Here is a 20167-nt window from a genome sequence, read left to right on the forward strand (position 1 = left end):
GTAGGCGCTAATTTACAGCGGTTTGTTTTCGAGCATTCGGATCAGTTCGTCGATCTGCGACAGGAGCTGCACGTTGGCGGGCAGGTCGAGCGGTTGCGCCAGTACCTGATAGCCGGTCAGCAGCACTTTCGTCTGCGGAAACGCTTCGCCGAGGCGCGTGACGTACCGCTGAATGCCGTCGGCATCGGGCAGGGTGGTGATGATGGAAAACAGGAAGTCGGGCTCGTGCATCCGGCAAGCGCCGACCAGATCGTCGAACGGCAGACTCTGCCCCAGATAAACCACGCGGTGGTGCCGGGAGCGAATCAGGTAATTGGCAAACAACAGACTGAGCTCGTGCAACTCGCCCTCGGGCAAAAACAGCACGAAGGTTTTGACCGGCCCCTGGCGCGGCACCACCTGTGCGTCGATCGCGACGATGAGCTTCTGGCGAATCAGGTTGGTGATGAAATGCTCGTGAGCGGGATTGATGGCCCCCGTCTGCCAGAGGACGCCGATTTTGTGCAGAAAGGGATAGACGACGTTGAGCATCGTTTTTTCAAACCCGAACTGCAGGATGTTGGTCGACATGATGCGCTCGAAGCGGTCTTCGTCCAGGTCGATCATGCTGATGGTCAGCGACTGTACCTGGTCGATGTAGCCTGTTGCCTGCCGCGCCAGTTGCAGCACTTCCTGTTGCATAGCCTCCGGCGACATCTGTGCGATCTTCGAGATCTTGTAGCCGTGGCCGTTCAAGACCGAGATGTTCAGTACCAGTTTCAGGTCCTCGGCATCGTAATAGCGAATGTTGGTATCCGTCCGTTTGGGACGGATGATGTTGTATCGCTGCTCCCAGATCCGCAGCGTGTGGGCTTTGATGCCCGACAGGTGCTCCAGATCGCGAATCGAATACGTCCCCACGTGACTGTCGTTTAAGTAGTAGTTGATCGTTAAGGTCTTCGGGCCGACCGGGGCGGCTCCTCGTCAAAAACGCTATCGTTCACCCAAAGCAGTCCGAAGGCTTTGCTGCGGTCGCGGTCGCGCGAACGATGGTGAATTTGATGAGCACGGTACAGACGGTTCAGGAAACGGTTCCCCGAGCGTCCGAACACGTTCATGCGACGGTGGATAAACAAGTCGTGCACCAGAAAATAGACGAGACCGTAGAGCGAAATGCCAATCCCAATCCAGAAGCGCACGTCCAAGGTGGCTGCTCCCAGGATCATCAGCACCACCGCCACACCACCGAAGAAAATCGTGAACACGTCGTTCAGTTCCAGCCAGTGATGACCGGCACCGTGATGCGTCTTATGAATGAACCACAACGGTCCATGCATCACGTATTTATGAATGGCCCACGAGGCCACTTCCATCAGACCAAAGCTGAGGAGTACGGTAACAAAAGCAAGCCACATATCTTTAAAGCTATAACACGCCGCGCTATAAATTGTTTGATTTCCCACGTGTGCGGGCAGGAACTCGACCGGTGGTCAGAACTAGTCGCTTACCGGTAGGCAGCTCACACCCACGCCAGCAACGCATGCCCCAGGAAGAAAGCCGCCTGTACGGCCACCACCACGCGCGCCAGCGGATTCTGTTTTCGGAAGGCGCTACCCGTAAACACCCCGAACAGCAGCACAGAAACGAGAAACCAGCCGCCGTAATTGCGCCAGGGGACAGCTCCTTCGTGCCAGGCCCAGAAATCGAACCGAATGGCGACCGGCTCGATTAGCACGTCGAGCAGCACCATGAGTACACTCCCGACCAGCACCAGCCGCCACCGGGGCCAGTTGTACGACGACAGCCAGACGCCGATGCTGTACACCAACACGAACCAATTGATACCAATGACGAACGGCACGCCCCACAGTTTAGGTCCCAGCGTAGCCCCGTAGGCATACGCCCCAAACAGCCAGCCCGTTTGCACCCCAATCAGTTCGGCCACAAAACCGACGAACACCGTCAGCGCCGTAAAGCGTACAAATGCCGCGTTGCGTTCCGGCTGAAAGGCGATGAGCAGCCCGGCCGTCAGCAGCAGGTTCAGCGGTGTCAGCAGCAGGAACCACGGACGTGACCAAGCCACCTGCATGCCGATCAGGCCAGCCATGTGCGTGGCCATGAGGAGCGCTACGGCCCCGCCATACAGACCAGAGAGTGTTTTCTGAGGATTTGATGTAGTCAAAAGCGACATGGTTTTACCAACTCCGCAAAAGCACAAATGTTTGGAACCGGACGCCCGGCTAGCAGCGGGGGCCTCTCCCTAAAATCTGACGACGGATTCCCGCCAGATCGCCCATCTTTGCGGTATGATTCTTTACAACGTTACGTATAATGTCGACGAAAGCATAGAACAAGAGTGGCTGGCGTGGCTCAAGGCCTCTTACCTGCCGGCGGTTCTGTCCACGGGTCTGTTCCACGACTCGGCCGTCTACCTGCTGCACGGCGCCTACGCAAGCGAAGGGGTGACGTACAGCGTACAGCTCTTTGCCGAAAGCTTCGATAAGGTCAACGTGTTTGAGCAACTGTACGCCGCCCGCTTTCAACAGGAACACGAAGCCCATTTTGGCGGGCAGTTTGTGCAGTTCCAGACCCTGATGGAACGCAAGTAGCCTCACAAACTGAAGTCGATCTCCGTGTCGTCGCCGATGTTGAGGCTCTGGCTGAGTCCCTTCAGCGAAGTATCGTTCCCGATGATGGAATGGTGCAACACGGTGTGGACCAACTCGCTGTAGTGCCCCACGATGGTATCGCGGATGATCGACCGATGGACGACGGTATGGTCGGCGATGGCCACGTTCGGCCCGATGATCGAGTTGCTGATCTGGCAGTTTTCCCCGATGCTCACCGGTGGAATCAGGATGGTATTCGGAAACGAAGGTAGCGTTTCGGTCTCCGGTCCTCTCCGGTTCAGCAAAATGGCATTGGCTTCCAGCAACTTTTCCTTCCGCCCGCAGTCGAACCAGTTATCGACCGTCTGGGTGGTCATCCGTTCGCCCGCTTCCACCAGACGCATCAGCGCGTCGGTCAGGTGGTACTCGCCCTGCGTACGAATGTCGTTGTCAATCAAGTACGCAATGGCCTGCAATAGCCGCTCTGCCGATGCAATCTTATAAACCCCGACCAACGCCAGATTCGACTTTGGAATGCGGGGTTTTTCGACCAGCCGCGTGACTACCTCGTCTTCGTCCTGTTCGGCCACGCCGAACAAACCGGGTCGCTCCACTTTCTTCACGCCCAGAACGGTGCCAGGGGTAGTCAGCATCTTTTCCAGATCGAACCCCACGATGGTATCGCCCAACTGAATCAGAATCTCTTTTTCGTTCTGCATGGCCTCGCGGGCTACCCACAGCGCATGCGCCGACCCCAGACGTGGCTCCTGGGTCACAAACTCCAGGTGCAGATGAGGATAGCGCGTCCGTACGTATTCTTCGATCTTGTCGCCCAGGTACCCGATGATGATCACAAACTGCGTGATGCCCCGGCTGTGCAGGCTGTCGATGATGTGCGCCAGAATGGCTTTTCCGGCGACCGGCAACAGCGCTTTCGGTTGGGTGTGGGTATGAGGGCGAAGCCGTACGCCGATGCCGGCCACGGGGATGATTGCTTTCATAGGGAGAAAAAAGATGATACCTCCGGGGAGGGATACGCCCAAAACTAAACAAAGCCGCCCGCTTTCGAGAAACGGACGGCTTTTGATTCGAGGTTCGCGTTAGTATGCTCAAAGGCCAAGGCCTTGTTCGGTTCGTTACAGCGTCAGGGCACGGCGCAGCATCGTGGACGGTGTCAGTTGCTTCAGGTGAAGTGTAAACCGGATTTGTTTGGTCACGTCATCGATGCCTGTCGGGAACCGATCGGCGTAACTGCTACCGGCCAGCGGTACATCGATCGTCAGGATCTCGGGCAGAAGACGCAGCGACAAGCCCGTGCCGGTCAGCAAACCGCCGCCGTCGGGGGTGTAACCCACGTCGCCAAAGACACTAATCGGCAGGTAAGGCACATCGACAGCGCCGTTCAGTGCCACCAATCCTTTGCGGGAATACGCGGAAGTCAGTCCCCGGAATCCCCCCTGGTCGTCGATACGCTGGCGCAGAAATGCCGGGACGGTTTCGGTAACACCGCGGCGGTCCAGCAGAATCTGGTCCCCCAGGTAGTCAGTACTGCCGCTCATGCCCAGTCGGAAGCCATTGGTCAGGTTTCGTGCCAACAGGAAGCCTCCGGCAAAGCCGCGCAGGCGCACCTGGCTTTTCCGCCGGTAGTGAAAGTTCCACTCGGCGGTGGCCGAAAGCAACGCGAAGTCAGCGCCTTTGTTCTGCAGCTCCCCGCGCAGCTCCCACCGTTCCAGGGCGTTCTGCTGGTGTATCCGGTAAGTCGTGGTCAGGACGTTGTAGCGTTGCCAGCTCTGGCCCGGAATCGGCGCACCGTCCTGATAGGCGGGCAGTTGCTGCAACCCGAAGCGCATGTTCACCAGGCGCAGGCTCAGTTCCTTCTGCGGCTGCTGCAGGTCCAATCCATCGCCAAACGCCAACCGCACGTGCGGCTGAGTGCGAATGTAGCCCGCGTAAATGTCGGTCCGGAGAGCCGCATCGATCCGCCCTAACGTGGTGATGGAAGGAACCTCGCCCGCTACCTGGAACGAGCCGGTCAGTCCCCGCTGCCCTGAACTCCACATCGGCATTACCAAGTAGCGGAGGGGCTTCCGGGGCAAGATGCTGTTGTAAAAGGCGGCACCGAGCATGACCTTGTCGGTGGCGTTGTAGCCCCCTACGGGGGTGATAAACAGTTGCGTGTAGCGGTTGTCTTCCAGCGTGGGCAACAGGCGCACCCGGATGGGTTCCACGCGCCGGTCGGTAACCAGCTCGATCGTATTGTTCTGCCGGTTGTACTCGGGCATGTGATGCTCAGGGTCAATCACCAGATGCTCCCACCCTTCGTTCGCCAGTTCAATTTTTTGTACGCCCGTAAAACCCGGATACCATTTTGTCTGGACGACCTTGCCGCCCCGCACGGCCGAAACGGTGATGGGCCCCGCGATGCTTCCTACGTTTTCTACATAAAGCGTTGCCGTCTTCTCGCTCACGGACGAACGGCGCACGGCGTAGTCCAGTTTTTTATCGGTCTGCAACAGATCGCGAAACAGCCAATCCCAGGTCTCACCCGTCTGTTCTTCGAACAACGCCTGTACATCGGCTGGTTTCGGATGGCGGAACTGCCACGCGGTTGTGTACTGACGCATCAGTGCATCGTACTTTTCGTTTCCCAGGTACTGGCGGGCGTAGCGAAACGCCAGGGCGGCTTTTGCTTCGGCAAAGGCCTGGTAATTGCCGGGGAGGTAACCGGCAGCATTCGTCTGTAACGTTTGTTCGGTACCGCCACGCGCAGCCGCGAGGTAGTCGATCTCGTGGCGACGTGCCTGCGGAAAGGCGTTCAGCCCACTCAGAGCGCCCCACGGTTGCGGCGCAAGGTCGTTCAAGGTCTGGTTCGGATGCCGCTCGGCGAGGTAGCGATCCTGCGCGGCCGCGGCCAGTCCATCGACCAGCCAGGGCGAAGTGTGTCCGTCAAGCCCGATCATGCCGCCGTACCATTGCCGGGCGACCTGATGCGCCAGCGCGGTCGTAACAGCGGCTTCTCGGGTGGCGGCCGGAATGCCCACCAGACCCGGATAGTTGATGGTTCCACTTCGGCGTAGGGGCAACTCGACCATCGCTAGCGAAGGATAAGCGTATGCACCGTTCCCGACCGAGTAAGTCGTCAGCATCTGTGCGGCTTCGTCGAGAGCATTCTCCCAGGCAAACGCCCGCCGGTTCGTAAACATAGCCCACGTGTCTACCTTCTGCCCGGATGGCAAAGTGACTTCGCCGTGCCGCACGTTGAAGCGTTTATCGGCTACCCACGCAAAACCATGGGTATGATCGCTGACGAATCGAATGGTTTTGGTGGCACCGGCAGAAACGGGCGATTCGTCTTCCAGCGGGAACCGGTCTGTGCGTAGTTTCTGCGTGGAACGCGCCAACAACCACGCCCACTCTTCCTCGCTGGTCAGACGCCCCGTGGCAGCAACCACGTAGTTTTTGGGCAAGGTCAATGTGACGTCGGCCGAACCAAATTCCGCATAGCGGTTGTCTTGCTCCAGGTACGAGCGCTGGTGCCACCCCTGCGCATCGTAGGCAGCCACCTGCGGATACCAATCGGTCAGCTGATAGGCCTGGTCGCGATGGCCCATCCGCGAAAAATCACCGGGCAGCACCACCCGGAAGGGGGTCTGGAGCACGACGCGCTCGCCGGGTTTCAGCGGAGTGGCCAGGTTTACCTTGACCAGATCGGGATGACGGGGTTCGTATTCCCACTTCAGGGGCTGTTCTCCCACACGGAAATCCAGCGCCTCCATCCATCCCAGTTCTTCGGGGCGGGCGTACCAGAACTCCTGCCGACCGAGGGCCAGTTGCTGGCTGGCAAAAGGCGTGGTTCGCCCCTGGTAGGCGTTCGGCCAGACTTCTATCCACAGAAACATAAGCGTCTGCGGCGAATGGTTCACGTATTCGATGGTCGCCTCGGCGGTGAGGAGATGCTTTTGATCGTCGAGCGTCGCGCTGATCCGGTAATTCGCTTCCTGTTGCCAGGTACGCTCGGGCGCCTCGGTGGCCTGCGCTGCACTTCCTACCAAACAACCGATCACCAGACCGTACCACGGGGCGGAGGTAAACCAACTCATTAGACTACATATTGTTACAATCACAAAGAAAGGTGGATCTCCGCTGATTTGCCCTGCAAAATTCTGTCTTCAGAACACTTTGTAAGGAAAGGCTCCATTTCCTGTCCCTAACTCTGTGAAGCTAAACGGGTTACCTGCTCCAACTGGTGGCCGAGGGAGCACATGAGTAGCAAGCCGCTTCACGCCTTTGTCCAACTGTACTGTTCCGCAGCGAGTCCTGATAACAATTGCTTAACAGTAGGATAATATTCATTTAAGCAGTCCCCCTGAAAGGCAATGTACCTTTGCGGCGAGTTTAGGGGGTCGTATAAAAATTGCTGCCTCCAACCGTAAAAGCACTGCAACACACTTACAAATTCATGAATAAAGTTGTTTTAATCCTACTTACCCTCGGGATTTCCTGGAGCGCGCTGGCGCAGAACGGGAAAATCGCCGGCAAAGTGATTGACCAAAACACGGGCGAAGAACTGATCGGGGTAAGTGTGGTAATCGACGGCACGACCAACGGCGCCAGTACCGACCTCGACGGCTCTTACGTCATCAGTGCTGAACCGGGCACGTACAACGTTACCGTTAGTTACGTTTCGTTCCAAAGCAAGAAATTCAATAATGTCGTCATCAAAGCCGGCGAGACGACACCCCTCAACATCACGCTGGCCGAAGAAACGCAAACCCTGAACGAGGTCGTGGTGGTCGCCGAATACGAGCGCGAATCGACCGATGCTCTGCTGGTCGAGCGGAAAAACGCACTCCAGGTATCGGACGGTCTGGCACGTGAGTTCATTGCCAAAACGCCGGACCGTTTGTCGAGCGACGTGATCAAGCGGGTCAGTGGCGCCAGCATTCAGGACAATAAATTTGCGATTGTGCGCGGCCTCAACGACCGGTACAACACTGCGTTTCTGAACGGCGCCCCGCTGCCCAGCACAGAATCGGACCGGAAGGCGTTTTCGTTCGATTTGTTCCCTTCCAACCTGCTGGACAACATTAACATCGTCAAGACGGCCACACCCGACCTACCAGCCGACTTCGCAGGCGGGGTTATTCAGCTTAAGACCCGGGACATTCCTACGGAGAACTTTTTCTCCATTTCGGCGGGCCCGCGTTTTAACACCATCACGACGTTCAAAGAATTTTATAAGTCGCCCCAAGGGAGTCTGGATTTTCTGGGTATGAACGACGGTTCGCGCGACCTGCCCTCGAACCTGCCGTCCAGCGACACGTGGCGTCAGGAAAACCTGAATTCCAACCCCATTCAGGCGGCTCAGTACGCAACCCAGTTCCGGAACGACTGGGCACTGACGCGCATTCCTTCCATTGCTCCCGGCTATTCGGCACAGATCAACGGCGGGTTTTCCAAACCTGTTTTTGGAAACGACTTCGGCGCGATCTTCTCGATTACCAACAACAACGACTATTCTTACTCGCAATCGCCTCAGCAACGCTTCCTGAACCCGTCTGCCCCCGGCGAGCGCTACGTGCTGCGCCAGCGCTTCCTGGACGATCGCTACAGCCATAACGTAACCACCGGTTTCTTGCTCAACTTGGCCTACAAACTCGGTGACAACCACAAGTTTGGCTTGAAGAACTCACTCAATTACACCACAGACGACCTTGTGGTACGCCGGGGTGGCTACCGTGACTTGCAGATTTCGCAGGAGCAAGAGTCTTCCATTCGCTGGTATACCAACAACCGCCTGTTCACGAGCCAGTTTACCGGAGAGCATTTTCTGCCGGGTTCGAAACTTAAAATCGATTGGCTCGGAGGCGTTAGTTCGATCTACCGCACCGTTCCTAGTCTGCGTCGCCAGGTGTATACCCGGACCAACCGACCCGACGATCCTTCGGACGACGGACGGACGTTTGTAGCCGCCATTCAGCGGAACGGTACCTCGACTACGTCGGGTGGTAACTTCTTCAGTTCCAACACGGACGAGACGGCCTACACGCTGAAACTGGACCTCAGCCGTAAGTTCGATCAACTGCGCACCGAAGTGAAAGTAGGCGCTTTTTACGTAGACCGTCAGCGCGCATTCGCCGCACGCGAACTCGGCTTTACGCAGTTTGACCCGCCCGGCACACTGCGCTTCAACAGCGACTTGCTGAACTTGCCGGTAGACCAGATTTTCGACCCAGCGAACCTGGGGTACCAGATCAGTGCCGAGGGCGACACGGTAGCCGGCGGTTTCCGGATTTTTGACGCGACACTGCCCAACAACAGTTACGATGCCGGCTCGGTTACTAAGGCGTCGTATGCCATGCTGAACAACCAGATTACCGAGCGCCTGCGGCTCATTTGGGGAGTGCGCATGGAAAGCTACAACCAGACGCTTTCGGGCTTCGGACGTAATTCACAGCCCGTTACGGTCGATTCTACCGTGATCGACTGGCTGCCTTCGGCCAACCTGATTTTCTCGTTGACTTCCAAGTCCAACGTGCGGCTTTCTTTCTCGCAAACCGTGTCACGTCCCGAGTATCGTGAGTTGGCTCCGTTTAGCTTCTACGATTACACGGACAACTTCACTACCAACGGGAACCCGGCGCTAGAGCGGACCAAAATCACCAATGGTGACGTGCGTTACGAACTGTTCCCCCGCAGCGGCGAGGTTATTTCGATATCGGGTTTCTACAAGCACTTCAACGGCCCGATTGAGCGCGTACAGTTGCTTCCCAACGAAGTAACCTTCGTCAACGCCACCCAGGCCATCAACTACGGTGGTGAGGTTGAGCTGCGTACCCGCCTCAACAAGTTTTTGTTCCTGCCTCAGTCTCAGTTGCTCTCGTACTTCACGGTTAGCGCCAACCTGGCGTTGATCAAATCGGAGGTGAGTTTCGAAGACGCCGATCCTTCCATCAAGGAGCTCGTGATTCAGAAACGACCGCTGCAAGGCCAGTCGCCTTATGTGTTCAATGCCAGCGTGGTCTTCGACGAGCCTACGTTGAATCTGTCCGTCAGCGCTTCGTACAACCGCGTTGGTCCTCGCATCTTCATTGCCGGTACGTTCGAAGATCCTACCATTCTGGAGAACCCTCGTAACGTGCTCGATCTGCAAGTCTCGCGTACCTTCTTCGAAAAGCTGAACCTGCGCCTGAACGTACGCGACGTCCTGGCCAACAAGTTTATCTTCTATTACGATAACAACGCCAACGAAAAGTACGACAGCTACGACGACGCGTTCATCGAACGGACGGTCGGGACGGGCGTTACCTTCACAGCGTCCTACAACTTCTGATTCTGTAGCAGAAAAGTATAAGCAAAGAGGCATGTGCGCTACGTACATGCCTCTTTGCATTTATTTAAGATACCGTTACGCAACATGGCAGTAATGTATTCTTAACAGCCCCTTAACACCAAACGTGCGACGAAGATCTACTTTTGCGCGTACTCAATACAATCACGAATACCTAACAAACCTTTTTCATGAAAAAGATTTATCTTCTTCTCATGGCTGCCCTTCTCCCCGGAATGGCCATGAGCCAGACGCCATTCTTCACGGAGACCTCGTATCGCGGCGCTTTCGGACCAGTCGGCACAGAAGACTGGACCGCAGGCTGGACCGAATGGGACCCCCAAAACGTGGAATATCCTGCGCCTACCGTGGTAAAATCGGGCACCATCAGTGCTGACGAGACGTGGGCCAGCACAGATGTGGTAGACCTGCAAGGATTCGTTTATGTAACCAATGGTGCTACGCTGACCATTGAACCAGGTTGTATTATTCGTGGAGATGCCGCTACCAAAGGCTCGCTGATCATCACCAAAGGTTCGTTCATCGACGCGCAAGGAACGGCAGAATCGCCCATCGTTTTCACCTCGAAAGCCGACGTAGGCTCGCGTAACGTGGGCGACTGGGGCGGGATCATCCTGCTTGGAGATGCACCGGTCAACCGTCCGAGCGCGATCATCGAAGGAGGTCTGGATGCCCAGTACTCCAGCTACGGTGGCACCAACGCTGCCGACAACAGCGGTGTTCTGAGCTACGTTCGCATCGAATTTGGCGGCGCTATCTACACGACCGACAACGAGATCAACGGCCTGACCATGGGTGGTATCGGTTCCGGCACCACCATCGACCACATCCAGTGTTCTTACATCAACGACGACTCGTTCGAGTGGTTTGGTGGCACCGTCAACTGTAAATACCTGATCGCTTACGGCGGCATTGACGACGACTTCGATACCGACTACGGCTACAGTGGCTACGTGCAATTTGCGCTGGGTGTACGCGACCCCGATAACGCCGATGCAGCGGGTGACTCGAATGGTTTCGAATCAGACAACGACGGCAATGGCTCAAACGCCAAGCCTCAAACGTCGGTGATCTTCTCGAACGTGACCCTGATCGGTCCTTACGGCCTGGGCGGTGGTTCTGCCTCTCAGTACTTCGGCCGCGGTGCTCGCATCCGTCGTAACTCGGCCCTTTCTCTTTTCAACTCGATCGTTACAGACTGGGGCACTACCATCCGTTTGGATGATGCTGCTACGCGCGACAACGTTGGCGACACGTCGCTGATTTCCAACAACTTGTTTGTTGCGGTCGATGGTTCTAACGCAGATTACAGTGTATTTGGTAACGCTGAGACCAAAGACATTCTGATGGCCATGAACGACTCGCTGGACGGCACAGCCGCCCTGGACATGGTCAGCCCGTACGGTGACGACGAAGCGCTGCCGCTGGTCAACCCTGATTTCCGCCTGGCTGCCACCTCTCCGGCTGCCACAGGTGCAGATTTCACAAGCGATTTGTTCGCAGGTCTGGTCATCACTTCCATCGAAGACGTCATCACGACTTCGTCGCTGAAACTGTTCCCTAACCCGACGGCCGACAACGTTCTGTTGACACTTGAACTGAAAAAAGCGGGTCAGATCCAGGTCAACATCCTGGACGTAACGGGACGTCAGTTGACTCAAGCAGTGAACAAACACATGGGTGCCACGCAAGAAGTGGTGAAACTCAACACCGCCAATCTTTCTAACGGACTGTACATGGTACAGATCGTAACGGAAGAAGGCGCTGTGACCAAACGCCTGATTGTGGCTCGCTAAACGAGCGAACGCCTTATTACAGAAAAAGCCCGGCAAAACCGGGCTTTTTTGTTTTATCTGGCTGCCACGCGCTGCGGAAGGCAACGCGCGCGTTAGAATCGATTATTTCTTGTGGACGGACACCTTGTTAAGCACCCGCTCGATGATTTGCCGGGACGAGATGCCGTCGGCTTCGGCTTCGTAGTTGAGTAGGATGCGGTGGTTCAGCACATCGGGGGCCACTTCCTTGATGTCTTCGGGCAACACGTAGTCGCGGCCCTGGAAGAACGCAATGGCTTTGGCGGCCAGGTTCAGGTTGATGCTTCCACGCGGCGAAGCCCCAAATTGCAAGTACGTCGCTTCTTCGTTCAGTCCGTAGTCGCGCGGATTGCGGGTCGCAAAGATCAGGTCGATGATGTAGTGCTCGAGCGATTCGGAAAGGGTTACCCGGTTGATGGCGTCACGGATCGCAAACACGTCTTCTTTGGTCAGAAGCGGTTGCACATTGGCCGAAAAGCTCATGTTCGACATCCGGCGCATTACTTCCAACTCGTCGGTTTTGCTCGGATAGCTCACGTAAATCTTCATCATAAACCGGTCGACCTGTGCTTCGGGCAGCGGGTAGGTTCCCTCCTGTTCCACCGGGTTTTGCGTCGCCAGCACCAGAAACGGCCGGTCGAGCGGAAACGTGGTTTCGCCAATGGTCACCTGTTTCTCCTGCATGGCTTCCAGCAGCGCCGACTGCACCTTGGCAGGCGAGCGGTTCACCTCATCGGCCAGGATCAAGTTGGCAAACACCGGCCCTTTCTTCACTTCGAAGTTGCCCACTTTCTGGTTATAGATCATCGTGCCGACCAAATCGGCAGGCAGCAGGTCGGGCGTGAACTGAATGCGCTGAAAATCGAGGTGCAACACCTTCGCCAGCGTATTAATCGTCAGCGTCTTGGCTAGTCCCGGCACGCCTTCCAGCAGCACGTGTCCGTTGGTAAACAGGCCGATCAGCAGGCGATTGACCATGTACTGCTGCCCCACCACTACTTTGCCGACCTCCTGAAAGATCTGTTGAATTTTCTCCTGATAAAGGCCGTTGGCCGGCGTCCCCGCGGTCGGTGGAATTGACGAATGCTCCATATAATGGCAAGTCTGAAAAATAGCAGTACTACGACCCTCAAAGTAACGAGGATCACCCTACATACGCAAATACCCGCGCGGGGCAATCGCCCCGGCAGCGGGCTCCGCAACGGGCTGCAACCCTTTGCAGGGCCGTACGTACACTAATAACAGTAATTATATTTCACGTTAACCCGCATACGCACGATGAACAATCTGAGCATAAAAGGTTCCTGGAACGAAACCAAAGGAAAGCTAAAACAGAAATACGGCCAACTCACCGACGACGATCTGGTGTTTGAAGAAGGCAAAGAAGACGAGCTCCTGGGCCGGCTGCAAAAGAAAACCGGAAAAACCAAAGATGAAATCCGCAAGGTAATTGCCGATCTCTAATTTTTCCCTTCCTACGCTATACACTTAAACCAAAACCTCATGGGAAACATTCTGGTATGGATCGCGGTCATTCTGATCGTTCTGTGGCTGGTCGGTTATCTCGGCTTCGGAGAAGCGGTAGGTAGCTTCATCCACATTTTACTCGTCATCGCCGTCATCGTTATTCTGGTCCGCGTCATCCGAGGGGCCGTGTAACTACGTCGACGTTATTTTTTATTCTGATGATCTTAACAGAAGGCTCCTGCAACGGGAGCCTTTTGTTTGTGGAAAATCCGATCTTTTCTTGGGCTGTTACGCAAAATCGCTTTACATTTGGTGCCGGATTTTAATGGGCTATCGATCATCGCACATATCATGAACCTGTGGAAGGGCTTCGGTCTTCTACAGGTTTCGTTGCGAATAAGCCCTCCACTTTCGTGAAACCTATTGCCCATGCCCCGCGATCACAGCATCCAATCCGTTCTCATCATCGGCAGCGGCCCTATCATCATCGGCCAGGCCTGCGAATTTGACTACTCCGGCTCTCAGGCGTCTCGCTCTCTTCGCGAAGAGGGAATCGAGGTCGCGCTGATCAACTCGAACCCGGCCACTATCATGACCGACCCGGTCACGGCCGATCACATCTACCTCCGGCCTCTGGAGAAGAAGTACATCGTCGAGATTCTGGAAAAACACCAGGCGATGGGTAACCCCATCGACGCGGTGTTGCCCACCATGGGCGGCCAGACGGCCCTGAACCTCGCCATCGAGTGCGATAAGGCCGGCATCTGGAAGAAGTATAATGTGAAAATTATCGGTGTCGACATCCGTGCCATCCAGACGACCGAAGACCGCGAGCAGTTCCGCCTGAAAATGAAGGAACTCAACGTCAACGTCTGCGAAGGAGCCACCGCGCGCTCGTTTCTGGAAGGAAAAGAAATTGCGCAGCGCATCGGCTTTCCGCTGGTCATCCGCCCGTCGTTTACGCTGGGTGGTACCGGAGGGGGCTTTGTCGAGAAACCTGAGGATTTCGACAAGGCGCTCGACTACGGCCTGCACGCCTCGCCTATCCACGAAGTGTTGGTAGAGCAGAGCATCTTGGGCTGGAAAGAATATGAGCTGGAACTGCTGCGCGACGGCGCTGGCAACGTTATCATCATCTGTTCGATCGAAAACTTCGATCCGATGGGCGTCCACACGGGCGACTCCATCACGGTGGCCCCGGCCATGACCCTTCCCGATACGGTTTATCAGGAGATGCGCAACCTGGCCATCCGGATGATGAACGGCATCGGGCAGTTTGCCGGCGGCTGTAACGTACAGTTTGCGGTCGATCCTGAAACCGACGATATCGTGGGGATCGAGATCAACCCCCGGGTATCGCGCTCGTCGGCACTGGCCTCCAAGGCGACGGGGTACCCCATCGCCAAAGTGGCGGCGAAGCTCGCCATCGGCTACAACCTGGACGAACTGAAAAACCAGATCACCAAAACCACGTCGGCCTTCTTCGAGCCTGCGCTCGACTACGTCATCGTGAAGATTCCGCGCTGGAACTTCGACAAATTTGTCGGCGCCGACCGCGAACTCGGTCTGCAGATGCGTTCGGTAGGCGAAGTAATGGGCATCGGGAAGAACTTCCAGGAAGCTCTACAAAAGGCCTGTCAGTCGCTGGAAATCAAGCGCAACGGCCTGGGTGCCGACGGACGCGAACTGCGCGATCAGGACAAGATTCTCTACAGCCTGAAGCACCCGAGCTGGAACCGGCTCTTCCACATCTACGATGCCATCAAGCTGGGCATTCCGATGAAGACGATCCAGGAACTGACCAAAATCGACCGCTGGTTCCTGACTCAGATCGAAGAGCTGATTGCGCTGGAGCGGGAGATAGAGCACTTCACGCTCGACACCCTGCCGAAAGAGCTGTTGATGGAAGCCAAGCAAAAAGGCTATGCCGACCGGCAGATTGCGCACCTGTTGCGTTGCCTCGAAAGCGAGGTTTATAAGAAACGTAACGATATCGGCATTCGCCGGGTCTACAAACTGGTGGACACCTGCGCCGCCGAGTTCGAAGCCAAAACACCGTATTACTACTCCACCTTCGCCGATGAAAACGAGTCGGCGGTTTCGGATCGGAAAAAGGTCATCGTGCTGGGCTCAGGCCCTAACCGCATCGGGCAGGGCATCGAGTTCGACTATTCGTGTGTGCACGGGGTGCTGGCCGCGAAAGAACTCGGCTACGAAACCATCATGATCAACTGCAACCCCGAAACGGTTTCGACCGACTTCGACGTGGCCGACAAGCTGTACTTCGAGCCGGTGTTCTGGGAGCACATCTACGACATCATCCTGCACGAGAAGCCCGAAGGCGTTATTGTACAGCTGGGCGGACAGACGGCCCTGAAACTGGCCGAAAAACTGAATCGCTACGGCATCAAGATTTTCGGAACCAGCTTCGAAGCCCTCGATCTGGCCGAAGACCGCGGTAGCTTCTCGTCCTTGTTGCGCGACAACGGCATTCCTTATCCCAAATTCGGGGTGATCGAAGACGCTGAACGTGCCCTCGATCTGGCCGACGAACTGGGCTTCCCGCTTCTGGTGCGTCCCTCATACGTACTGGGTGGACAGAGCATGAAGATCGTCATCAACAAGCAGGAACTGGAGCACCACGTAATCGACATCCTGCGCGATCTGCCCGACAACAAAATCCTGCTCGACCACTTCCTGGAAAACGCCATCGAGGCGGAAGCCGATGCCATCAGCGACGGAGAAGATGTTTACATCATCGGCATCATGGAGCACATCGAACCGGCGGGCATCCACTCCGGCGACTCGTACGCGGTGCTGCCGGCCTTCGACCTGAGCGAGAACGTGCTGAACCAGATCCGTGACTACACGCGTCGCATTGCACTGGCAATGAACACGGTCGGGTTGCTCAATATTCAGTTCGCCATCAAAGACGAAGTGGTGTACGTGATCGAAGCGAACCCACGCGCCTCGCGGACGGTGCCGTTTATCTGCAAAGCCTACGGCGAAAACTACGTCAACTACGCGGCGAAAATCATGTTGGGTGAAGCCAAGCTGAAAGATTTCAACTTCCAGCCTCACCTGGACGGGTACGCCATCAAGATCCCCGTCTTCTCGTTCAACAAATTCAAGAACGTGAACAAAGAACTGGGGCCGGAGATGAAATCGACCGGAGAGGCCATCTACTTCATCGAAAATCTGGAGGATGACTTTTTTGTGAAGGTCTACGCCGAACGGAACTTGTACTTAAGCCGTTAATACATAAAACTATACTGTGCAGCAGAAGGGTAGCCGAGGGCGTCAGACGTCGCAGGCTTCCCTTCCGCTGTTCCCGGTAGGTAACCATTGGTACGTTTTCGACTTCGCAGACCGAAGCGAAACCGGTATCTTACCGGGTAGTTGGTTTGGATAGGTACTTACGTTCCCGTTAAACTCTGAATTATCGTGCTAAAGACCGTCATTCTCTTTCTTTTCTTCTTATACATGTTTTACGTGCTGAGCGGCTACGTTGTCCGGATGGTAGCCCGGCTGACGGGCCAGCGCCCGGTCGACCGCTCGCAGGCTCATACCTATCAGCGCACGTATACACGCCGGGGCCAGACGCCCCCCCCGCCCCAAAGCCGTCCGGAAGGCGACATCCGCATTGATTACATTCCGGACGAAGCGCGGCAGCGACAAAAACCCGACTCTTTCCAGGGAGGCGATTACGTCGATTACGAAGAAGTAAAATAAGTGTACCTTTGGCGGTAATTCACCGACGATTCGGTCGGTTGTTTACCATTCACCCTTACTATGAGTTGGTTTGTAAGAAAGGAGAAAGGGATTGTCACTCCCACGGAGCACAAAAAAGAAGCTCCCGACGGTCTTTGGTACAAATGCCCTTCCTGCAAAACGGTGATGCTGGCCCAGGCCCACAAGGAAAACGCCTGGACGTGCCACAACTGTAGTTACCACACCCAGATCGGCTCGGCCGAATACTTCGAACTGCTGTTCGATCAGAATCAGTTCGAGGAACTGAGCGCCGAACTGTCGTCGGCCGATCCGCTGCACTTCGTCGACTCCAAGCCTTATCCGGAACGCATTGCAACTGCCCAGCAGAAGAAAGGGCTGAAAGATGCTGTGCGGACGGGCTACGGCAAAATGTCGGGCATCGACATCGTGATCGGCTGTATGGACTTTCAGTTCATCGGTGGCTCGATGGGTTCCGTGGTTGGCGAGAAGATCGCCCGCGCGATCGACTGCGCACTGGAGCGCAAAGTGCCTTTCCTGATGATTTCTAAGTCGGGTGGTGCGCGGATGATGGAAGCTGGTTACTCGCTGATGCAAATGGCCAAAACCTCGGCCAAGCTGGCGCTGCTGCACGAAGCCAAACTGCCTTATGTATCGTTGCTGACCGATCCTACTACCGGTGGGGTTACCGCTTCGTTTGCCATGCTGGGCGATTTCAATATCGCCGAACCCAACGCGCTGATTGGCTTTGCCGGGCCGCGTGTGATTCGCGAAACCATCGGTAAAGACCTGCCGGCCGGTTTCCAAAGCGCCGAATTTGTATTAGAACACGGCTTCCTGGACTTTATCGTCCATCGTAAAGAAATGAAAGATCGGCTCGCAACGCTATTCCACATGTTGCGCTAACTTTCCTCAAGAACTTACCAACGCTCCGGATTTTTCGGAGCGTTTTTTTTGTTACAACCAACAGGGCCAATGCGTCCTTCGGACGGCCGATGTCCGCAGTTCTGGTCATCAGCCGTCTGCTCCTGTTCTGTCATTCTAAAAACGCTTTTATCCCGGATGGCCAAAGCCAAGACCGTCTATTTTTGTCAAAACTGTGGCGCACAGTCGCCCAAGTGGTTGGGCCGTTGTCCCGCCTGCGGAGAGTGGAATACCTACGTGGAAGAGGTAGTCCAGAAAGAAGAGAAAGGCAACTGGCGCCCCGCCGGTAAGCCTGACCGCACGGTAGCGGCCAAGCCCCGGGCCATCCGCGACATCACGTATCAGCAGGAGCACCGCACCGCCACGTACGACCAGGAATTGAACCGTGTGTTGGGCGGCGGCATCGTGCCCGGCTCGCTGGTGCTGATCGGCGGGGAGCCGGGCATCGGCAAATCGACGCTAATGCTGCAAATCGCCGTGAGTCTGCAAGGAAAAAAGGTTTTGTATGTCTCGGGCGAGGAAAGCGAGCAACAGATCAAGATGCGGGCGGAGCGCATTGCCCCGTCCGGCGACGAATGTTACATTCTGACCGAGACGGCTACGCAAAACATTTTCCAGCAGGCCGACGCCCTGAAGCCGGACCTGATGGTAATCGACTCGATCCAGACGTTGCAGTCCAGCCTGGTGGAATCGGGCGCGGGGAGCGTATCGCAGGTGCGCGAATGCACCGCCGAGCTGATGAAGTTCGCCAAGGAGACAGGAGTACCGGTATTTCTGATCGGCCACATCAACAAGGAAGGCAGTCTGGCTGGCCCGAAAGTGCTGGAACACATGGTCGACACCGTGTTGCAGTTCGAAGGTGAGCGGCACGGCAGCTACCGCATTTTACGCACCACCAAAAACCGATTTGGCTCTACGTCCGAACTGGGCATTTACGAGATGGTCAGCGACGGCCTGCGGCAGGTCAACAACCCCTCCGAGATTCTGATCACCCAACGTGAAGAAGACCTGAGCGGCGTCACCATCGGCGCTATGCTGGAAGGCAACCGCCCGCTGCTGATCGAAATCCAGTCGCTCGTCAGCGCCGCCACCTACGGAACGCCGCAGCGTTCTTCTACCGGCTTCGACAACAAACGACTGCAAATGCTGCTGGCCGTGCTGGAAAAGCGCGGCGGCTTCCGTCTGGGCGTTCAGGACGTATTTCTGAACATCGCAGGGGGACTGAAGGTAGAAGACCCAGCCATTGACCTGGCCGTCTGCACGTCCATCATCTCCTCGTACGAGGATCGTGAAGTCTCGGGAAGCACCTGCTTTGCCGGCGAGGTGGGTTTGGGGGGAGAAGTGCGGGCCGTCTCGCGCGTCGAAAACCGCATCCGCGAAGCGGCCAAGCTCGGTTTCAAGGAAATCTTCATATCGCGTTACAGCACCAAAGGTCTTAACCTGGACCAATTTCCGATTCGGGTGCACGCCGTCAGCAAAATCGACGAGGTATTCGACCGGGTCATGTAGGTACGCTTCTTACCTTTGCACTTCGTCAACTGATTTAGGAATGCAAAGTTCAATTGCCGAAACGCTCGGCATCGATCCGGATCTGTTTCACTGGGTGCTTGTCCCGATGTTCATCTTTCTGGCGCGCATCGGCGATGTTTCCGTCTCTACCATCCGCATCATGTTCATGATGGCGGGCCGCAAAGGACTAGCCCCGGTGCTGGGGTTTTGCGAAGCGCTGATCTGGCTCATCGCCATCAGCCAGATCTTGCAGAACGTCAGCAGCATTGCGTCTTACGTGGCGTATGCGGGCGGATTTGCCACCGGCATTCTGGTGGGCATGTCCATCGAAGAACGCCTTGCCCTGGGCAACGTCATTGTCCGGGTCATTACCCAGCGCGACGCCGATGCCCTGATTAAACAGATGCAGGAGTCGGGATACCGCCTGACGACCGTAGCGGCCGAGGGCAGTCGCGGGGCAGTCAGCCTGATTTTTGCGGTCGTCAACCGCAAGCAACTGGGCGAGCTGACGGAAATCATCCGTCGTTTCAATCCCAACGCATTTTACACCGTCGAGAACATCCGCTACGTATCCGAACCCCTGCCACCACCGCTGGCCGAACGGCCCGCTTTTTACTTCTGGGAAAAGGCCTGGCGGAAATAATAACGTCAAAGTTCAATTCGATCCTTGGGGTTAGACCCTCAGTTTGCTTCCTTTTTTCCAGGATAACTTTCGCTTAACATAGCAAAAGGTACAGGTAAAACTGACTTCATTGTAGCTTAACAAAAACCCAACCTGTGGATAA

16 protein-coding genes are annotated in these 20167 nt (G+C 56.1%); 10 read left to right on the plus strand and 6 right to left on the minus strand.

The genetic code is table 11. The annotated features are described in order from the left end of the window. Positions 1 to 12 precede the first annotated feature (12 nt). The 3 genes from BLR44_RS08125 to BLR44_RS08135 all read right to left on the minus strand — a co-directional run bounded on the left by BLR44_RS08125 (position 13) and on the right by BLR44_RS08135 (position 2161). Positions 13 to 900 carry a MerR family transcriptional regulator gene (locus BLR44_RS08125; protein WP_089681162.1) on the minus strand — a complete coding sequence of 296 codons (888 nt, stop codon included), beginning with the start codon at positions 898 to 900 and terminating at the stop codon, positions 13 to 15. 29 nt (positions 901 to 929) lie between these two features. Further along, positions 930 to 1394 carry a sterol desaturase family protein gene (locus BLR44_RS08130; RefSeq protein ID WP_089681163.1) on the minus strand — a complete coding sequence of 155 codons (465 nt, stop codon included), beginning with the start codon at positions 1392 to 1394 and terminating at the stop codon, positions 930 to 932. A gap of 104 nt (positions 1395 to 1498) precedes the next feature. Then, on the minus strand, positions 1499 to 2161 hold the full coding sequence (locus BLR44_RS08135; protein WP_218127038.1) for a carotenoid biosynthesis protein: 663 nt from the start codon (positions 2159 to 2161) through the stop codon (positions 1499 to 1501). Between the two features lie 124 nt (positions 2162 to 2285). Between BLR44_RS08135 and BLR44_RS08140 the strand changes: the two genes are divergently transcribed. Beyond that, positions 2286 to 2588 (plus strand): DUF4286 family protein, encoded by a 303-nt coding sequence (locus tag BLR44_RS08140; RefSeq protein WP_089681167.1) that lies wholly within the window; start codon positions 2286 to 2288, stop codon positions 2586 to 2588. A gap of 2 nt (positions 2589 to 2590) precedes the next feature. On the opposite strand, the gene BLR44_RS08145 is transcribed toward BLR44_RS08140, so the two are convergent. Both BLR44_RS08145 and BLR44_RS08150 read right to left on the minus strand, forming a co-directional pair. Further along, positions 2591 to 3589, minus strand: coding sequence for a sugar phosphate nucleotidyltransferase (locus tag BLR44_RS08145; RefSeq protein WP_089681169.1), 999 nt, complete (start codon positions 3587 to 3589; stop codon positions 2591 to 2593). A gap of 135 nt (positions 3590 to 3724) precedes the next feature. Next, positions 3725 to 6688, minus strand: a complete 2964-nt coding sequence (locus BLR44_RS08150; protein WP_089681171.1) for a M1 family metallopeptidase — start codon at positions 6686 to 6688, stop codon at positions 3725 to 3727. A gap of 359 nt (positions 6689 to 7047) precedes the next feature. On the opposite strand from BLR44_RS08150, the gene BLR44_RS08155 reads away from it, so the two are divergent. Beyond that, entirely contained in the window at positions 7048 to 9921 is a 2874-nt protein-coding gene (locus tag BLR44_RS08155) for a TonB-dependent receptor (protein WP_089681173.1), read from the plus strand. A 188-nt stretch (positions 9922 to 10109) separates the two neighbouring features. Next, positions 10110 to 11735: a T9SS type A sorting domain-containing protein gene (locus tag BLR44_RS08160; protein WP_143017184.1), complete on the plus strand. Its 1626-nt coding sequence runs from the start codon at positions 10110 to 10112 to the stop codon at positions 11733 to 11735. Between the two features lie 102 nt (positions 11736 to 11837). Here the strand turns inward: BLR44_RS08160 and BLR44_RS08165 are convergent, their stop codons facing one another. Continuing rightward, the gene (locus BLR44_RS08165; RefSeq protein WP_089681178.1) at positions 11838 to 12845 is read right to left on the minus strand and encodes an AAA family ATPase; all 1008 of its coding nucleotides are present in this window, start codon (positions 12843 to 12845) and stop codon (positions 11838 to 11840) included. Positions 12846 to 13031: 186 nt separating this feature from the next. On the opposite strand from BLR44_RS08165, the gene BLR44_RS08170 reads away from it, so the two are divergent. The 7 genes from BLR44_RS08170 to BLR44_RS08195 all read left to right on the plus strand — a co-directional run bounded on the left by BLR44_RS08170 (position 13032) and on the right by BLR44_RS08195 (position 20025). Next, positions 13032 to 13217: a CsbD family protein gene (locus BLR44_RS08170; protein ID WP_089681180.1), complete on the plus strand. Its 186-nt coding sequence runs from the start codon at positions 13032 to 13034 to the stop codon at positions 13215 to 13217. 39 nt (positions 13218 to 13256) lie between these two features. After that, a complete protein-coding gene (locus tag BLR44_RS28585; RefSeq protein ID WP_143017185.1) occupies positions 13257 to 13412 on the plus strand; it encodes a lmo0937 family membrane protein in 156 nt (51 codons plus the stop codon). A gap of 237 nt (positions 13413 to 13649) precedes the next feature. Beyond that, positions 13650 to 16478, plus strand: a complete 2829-nt coding sequence (gene carB / locus BLR44_RS08175) for a carbamoyl-phosphate synthase large subunit (RefSeq protein WP_089681182.1) — start codon at positions 13650 to 13652, stop codon at positions 16476 to 16478. A 186-nt stretch (positions 16479 to 16664) separates the two neighbouring features. Continuing rightward, on the plus strand, positions 16665 to 16952 hold the full coding sequence (locus tag BLR44_RS08180) for a DUF4834 family protein (RefSeq protein ID WP_143017186.1): 288 nt from the start codon (positions 16665 to 16667) through the stop codon (positions 16950 to 16952). Positions 16953 to 17012: 60 nt separating this feature from the next. Continuing rightward, a complete protein-coding gene (gene accD, locus BLR44_RS08185) occupies positions 17013 to 17855 on the plus strand; it encodes an acetyl-CoA carboxylase, carboxyltransferase subunit beta (RefSeq protein ID WP_089681186.1) in 843 nt (280 codons plus the stop codon). Positions 17856 to 18011: 156 nt separating this feature from the next. Next, entirely contained in the window at positions 18012 to 19382 is a 1371-nt protein-coding gene (radA, locus tag BLR44_RS08190; protein ID WP_089681188.1) for a DNA repair protein RadA, read from the plus strand. A gap of 40 nt (positions 19383 to 19422) precedes the next feature. Continuing rightward, a complete protein-coding gene (locus BLR44_RS08195) occupies positions 19423 to 20025 on the plus strand; it encodes a DUF2179 domain-containing protein (RefSeq protein WP_089681190.1) in 603 nt (200 codons plus the stop codon). Positions 20026 to 20167 lie beyond the last annotated feature (142 nt).

Source organism: Catalinimonas alkaloidigena (assembly GCF_900100765.1).
Taxonomy (GTDB): domain Bacteria; phylum Bacteroidota; class Bacteroidia; order Cytophagales; family Flexibacteraceae; genus Mooreia; species Mooreia alkaloidigena.

Excerpts from the sequence above, each read along its gene's own strand:
- BLR44_RS08130 (WP_089681163.1), bottom strand. The coding sequence starts at position 1,394 with ATGTGGCTTGCTTTTGTTACCGTACTCCTCAGCTTTGGTCTGATGGAA.
- BLR44_RS08140 (WP_089681167.1), top strand. The coding sequence starts at position 2,286 with ATGATTCTTTACAACGTTACGTATAATGTCGACGAAAGCATAGAACAA.
- BLR44_RS08145 (WP_089681169.1), bottom strand. The coding sequence starts at position 3,589 with ATGAAAGCAATCATCCCCGTGGCCGGCATCGGCGTACGGCTTCGCCCT.
- BLR44_RS08150 (WP_089681171.1), bottom strand. The coding sequence starts at position 6,688 with ATGAGTTGGTTTACCTCCGCCCCGTGGTACGGTCTGGTGATCGGTTGT.
- BLR44_RS08155 (WP_089681173.1), top strand. The coding sequence starts at position 7,048 with ATGAATAAAGTTGTTTTAATCCTACTTACCCTCGGGATTTCCTGGAGC.
- BLR44_RS08160 (WP_143017184.1), top strand. The coding sequence starts at position 10,110 with ATGAAAAAGATTTATCTTCTTCTCATGGCTGCCCTTCTCCCCGGAATG.
- BLR44_RS08165 (WP_089681178.1), bottom strand. The coding sequence starts at position 12,845 with ATGGAGCATTCGTCAATTCCACCGACCGCGGGGACGCCGGCCAACGGC.
- BLR44_RS08170 (WP_089681180.1), top strand. The coding sequence starts at position 13,032 with ATGAACAATCTGAGCATAAAAGGTTCCTGGAACGAAACCAAAGGAAAG.
- BLR44_RS28585 (WP_143017185.1), top strand. The coding sequence starts at position 13,257 with ATGGGAAACATTCTGGTATGGATCGCGGTCATTCTGATCGTTCTGTGG.
- carB (WP_089681182.1), top strand. The coding sequence starts at position 13,650 with ATGCCCCGCGATCACAGCATCCAATCCGTTCTCATCATCGGCAGCGGC.
- accD (WP_089681186.1), top strand. The coding sequence starts at position 17,013 with ATGAGTTGGTTTGTAAGAAAGGAGAAAGGGATTGTCACTCCCACGGAG.
- radA (WP_089681188.1), top strand. The coding sequence starts at position 18,012 with ATGGCCAAAGCCAAGACCGTCTATTTTTGTCAAAACTGTGGCGCACAG.
- BLR44_RS08195 (WP_089681190.1), top strand. The coding sequence starts at position 19,423 with ATGCAAAGTTCAATTGCCGAAACGCTCGGCATCGATCCGGATCTGTTT.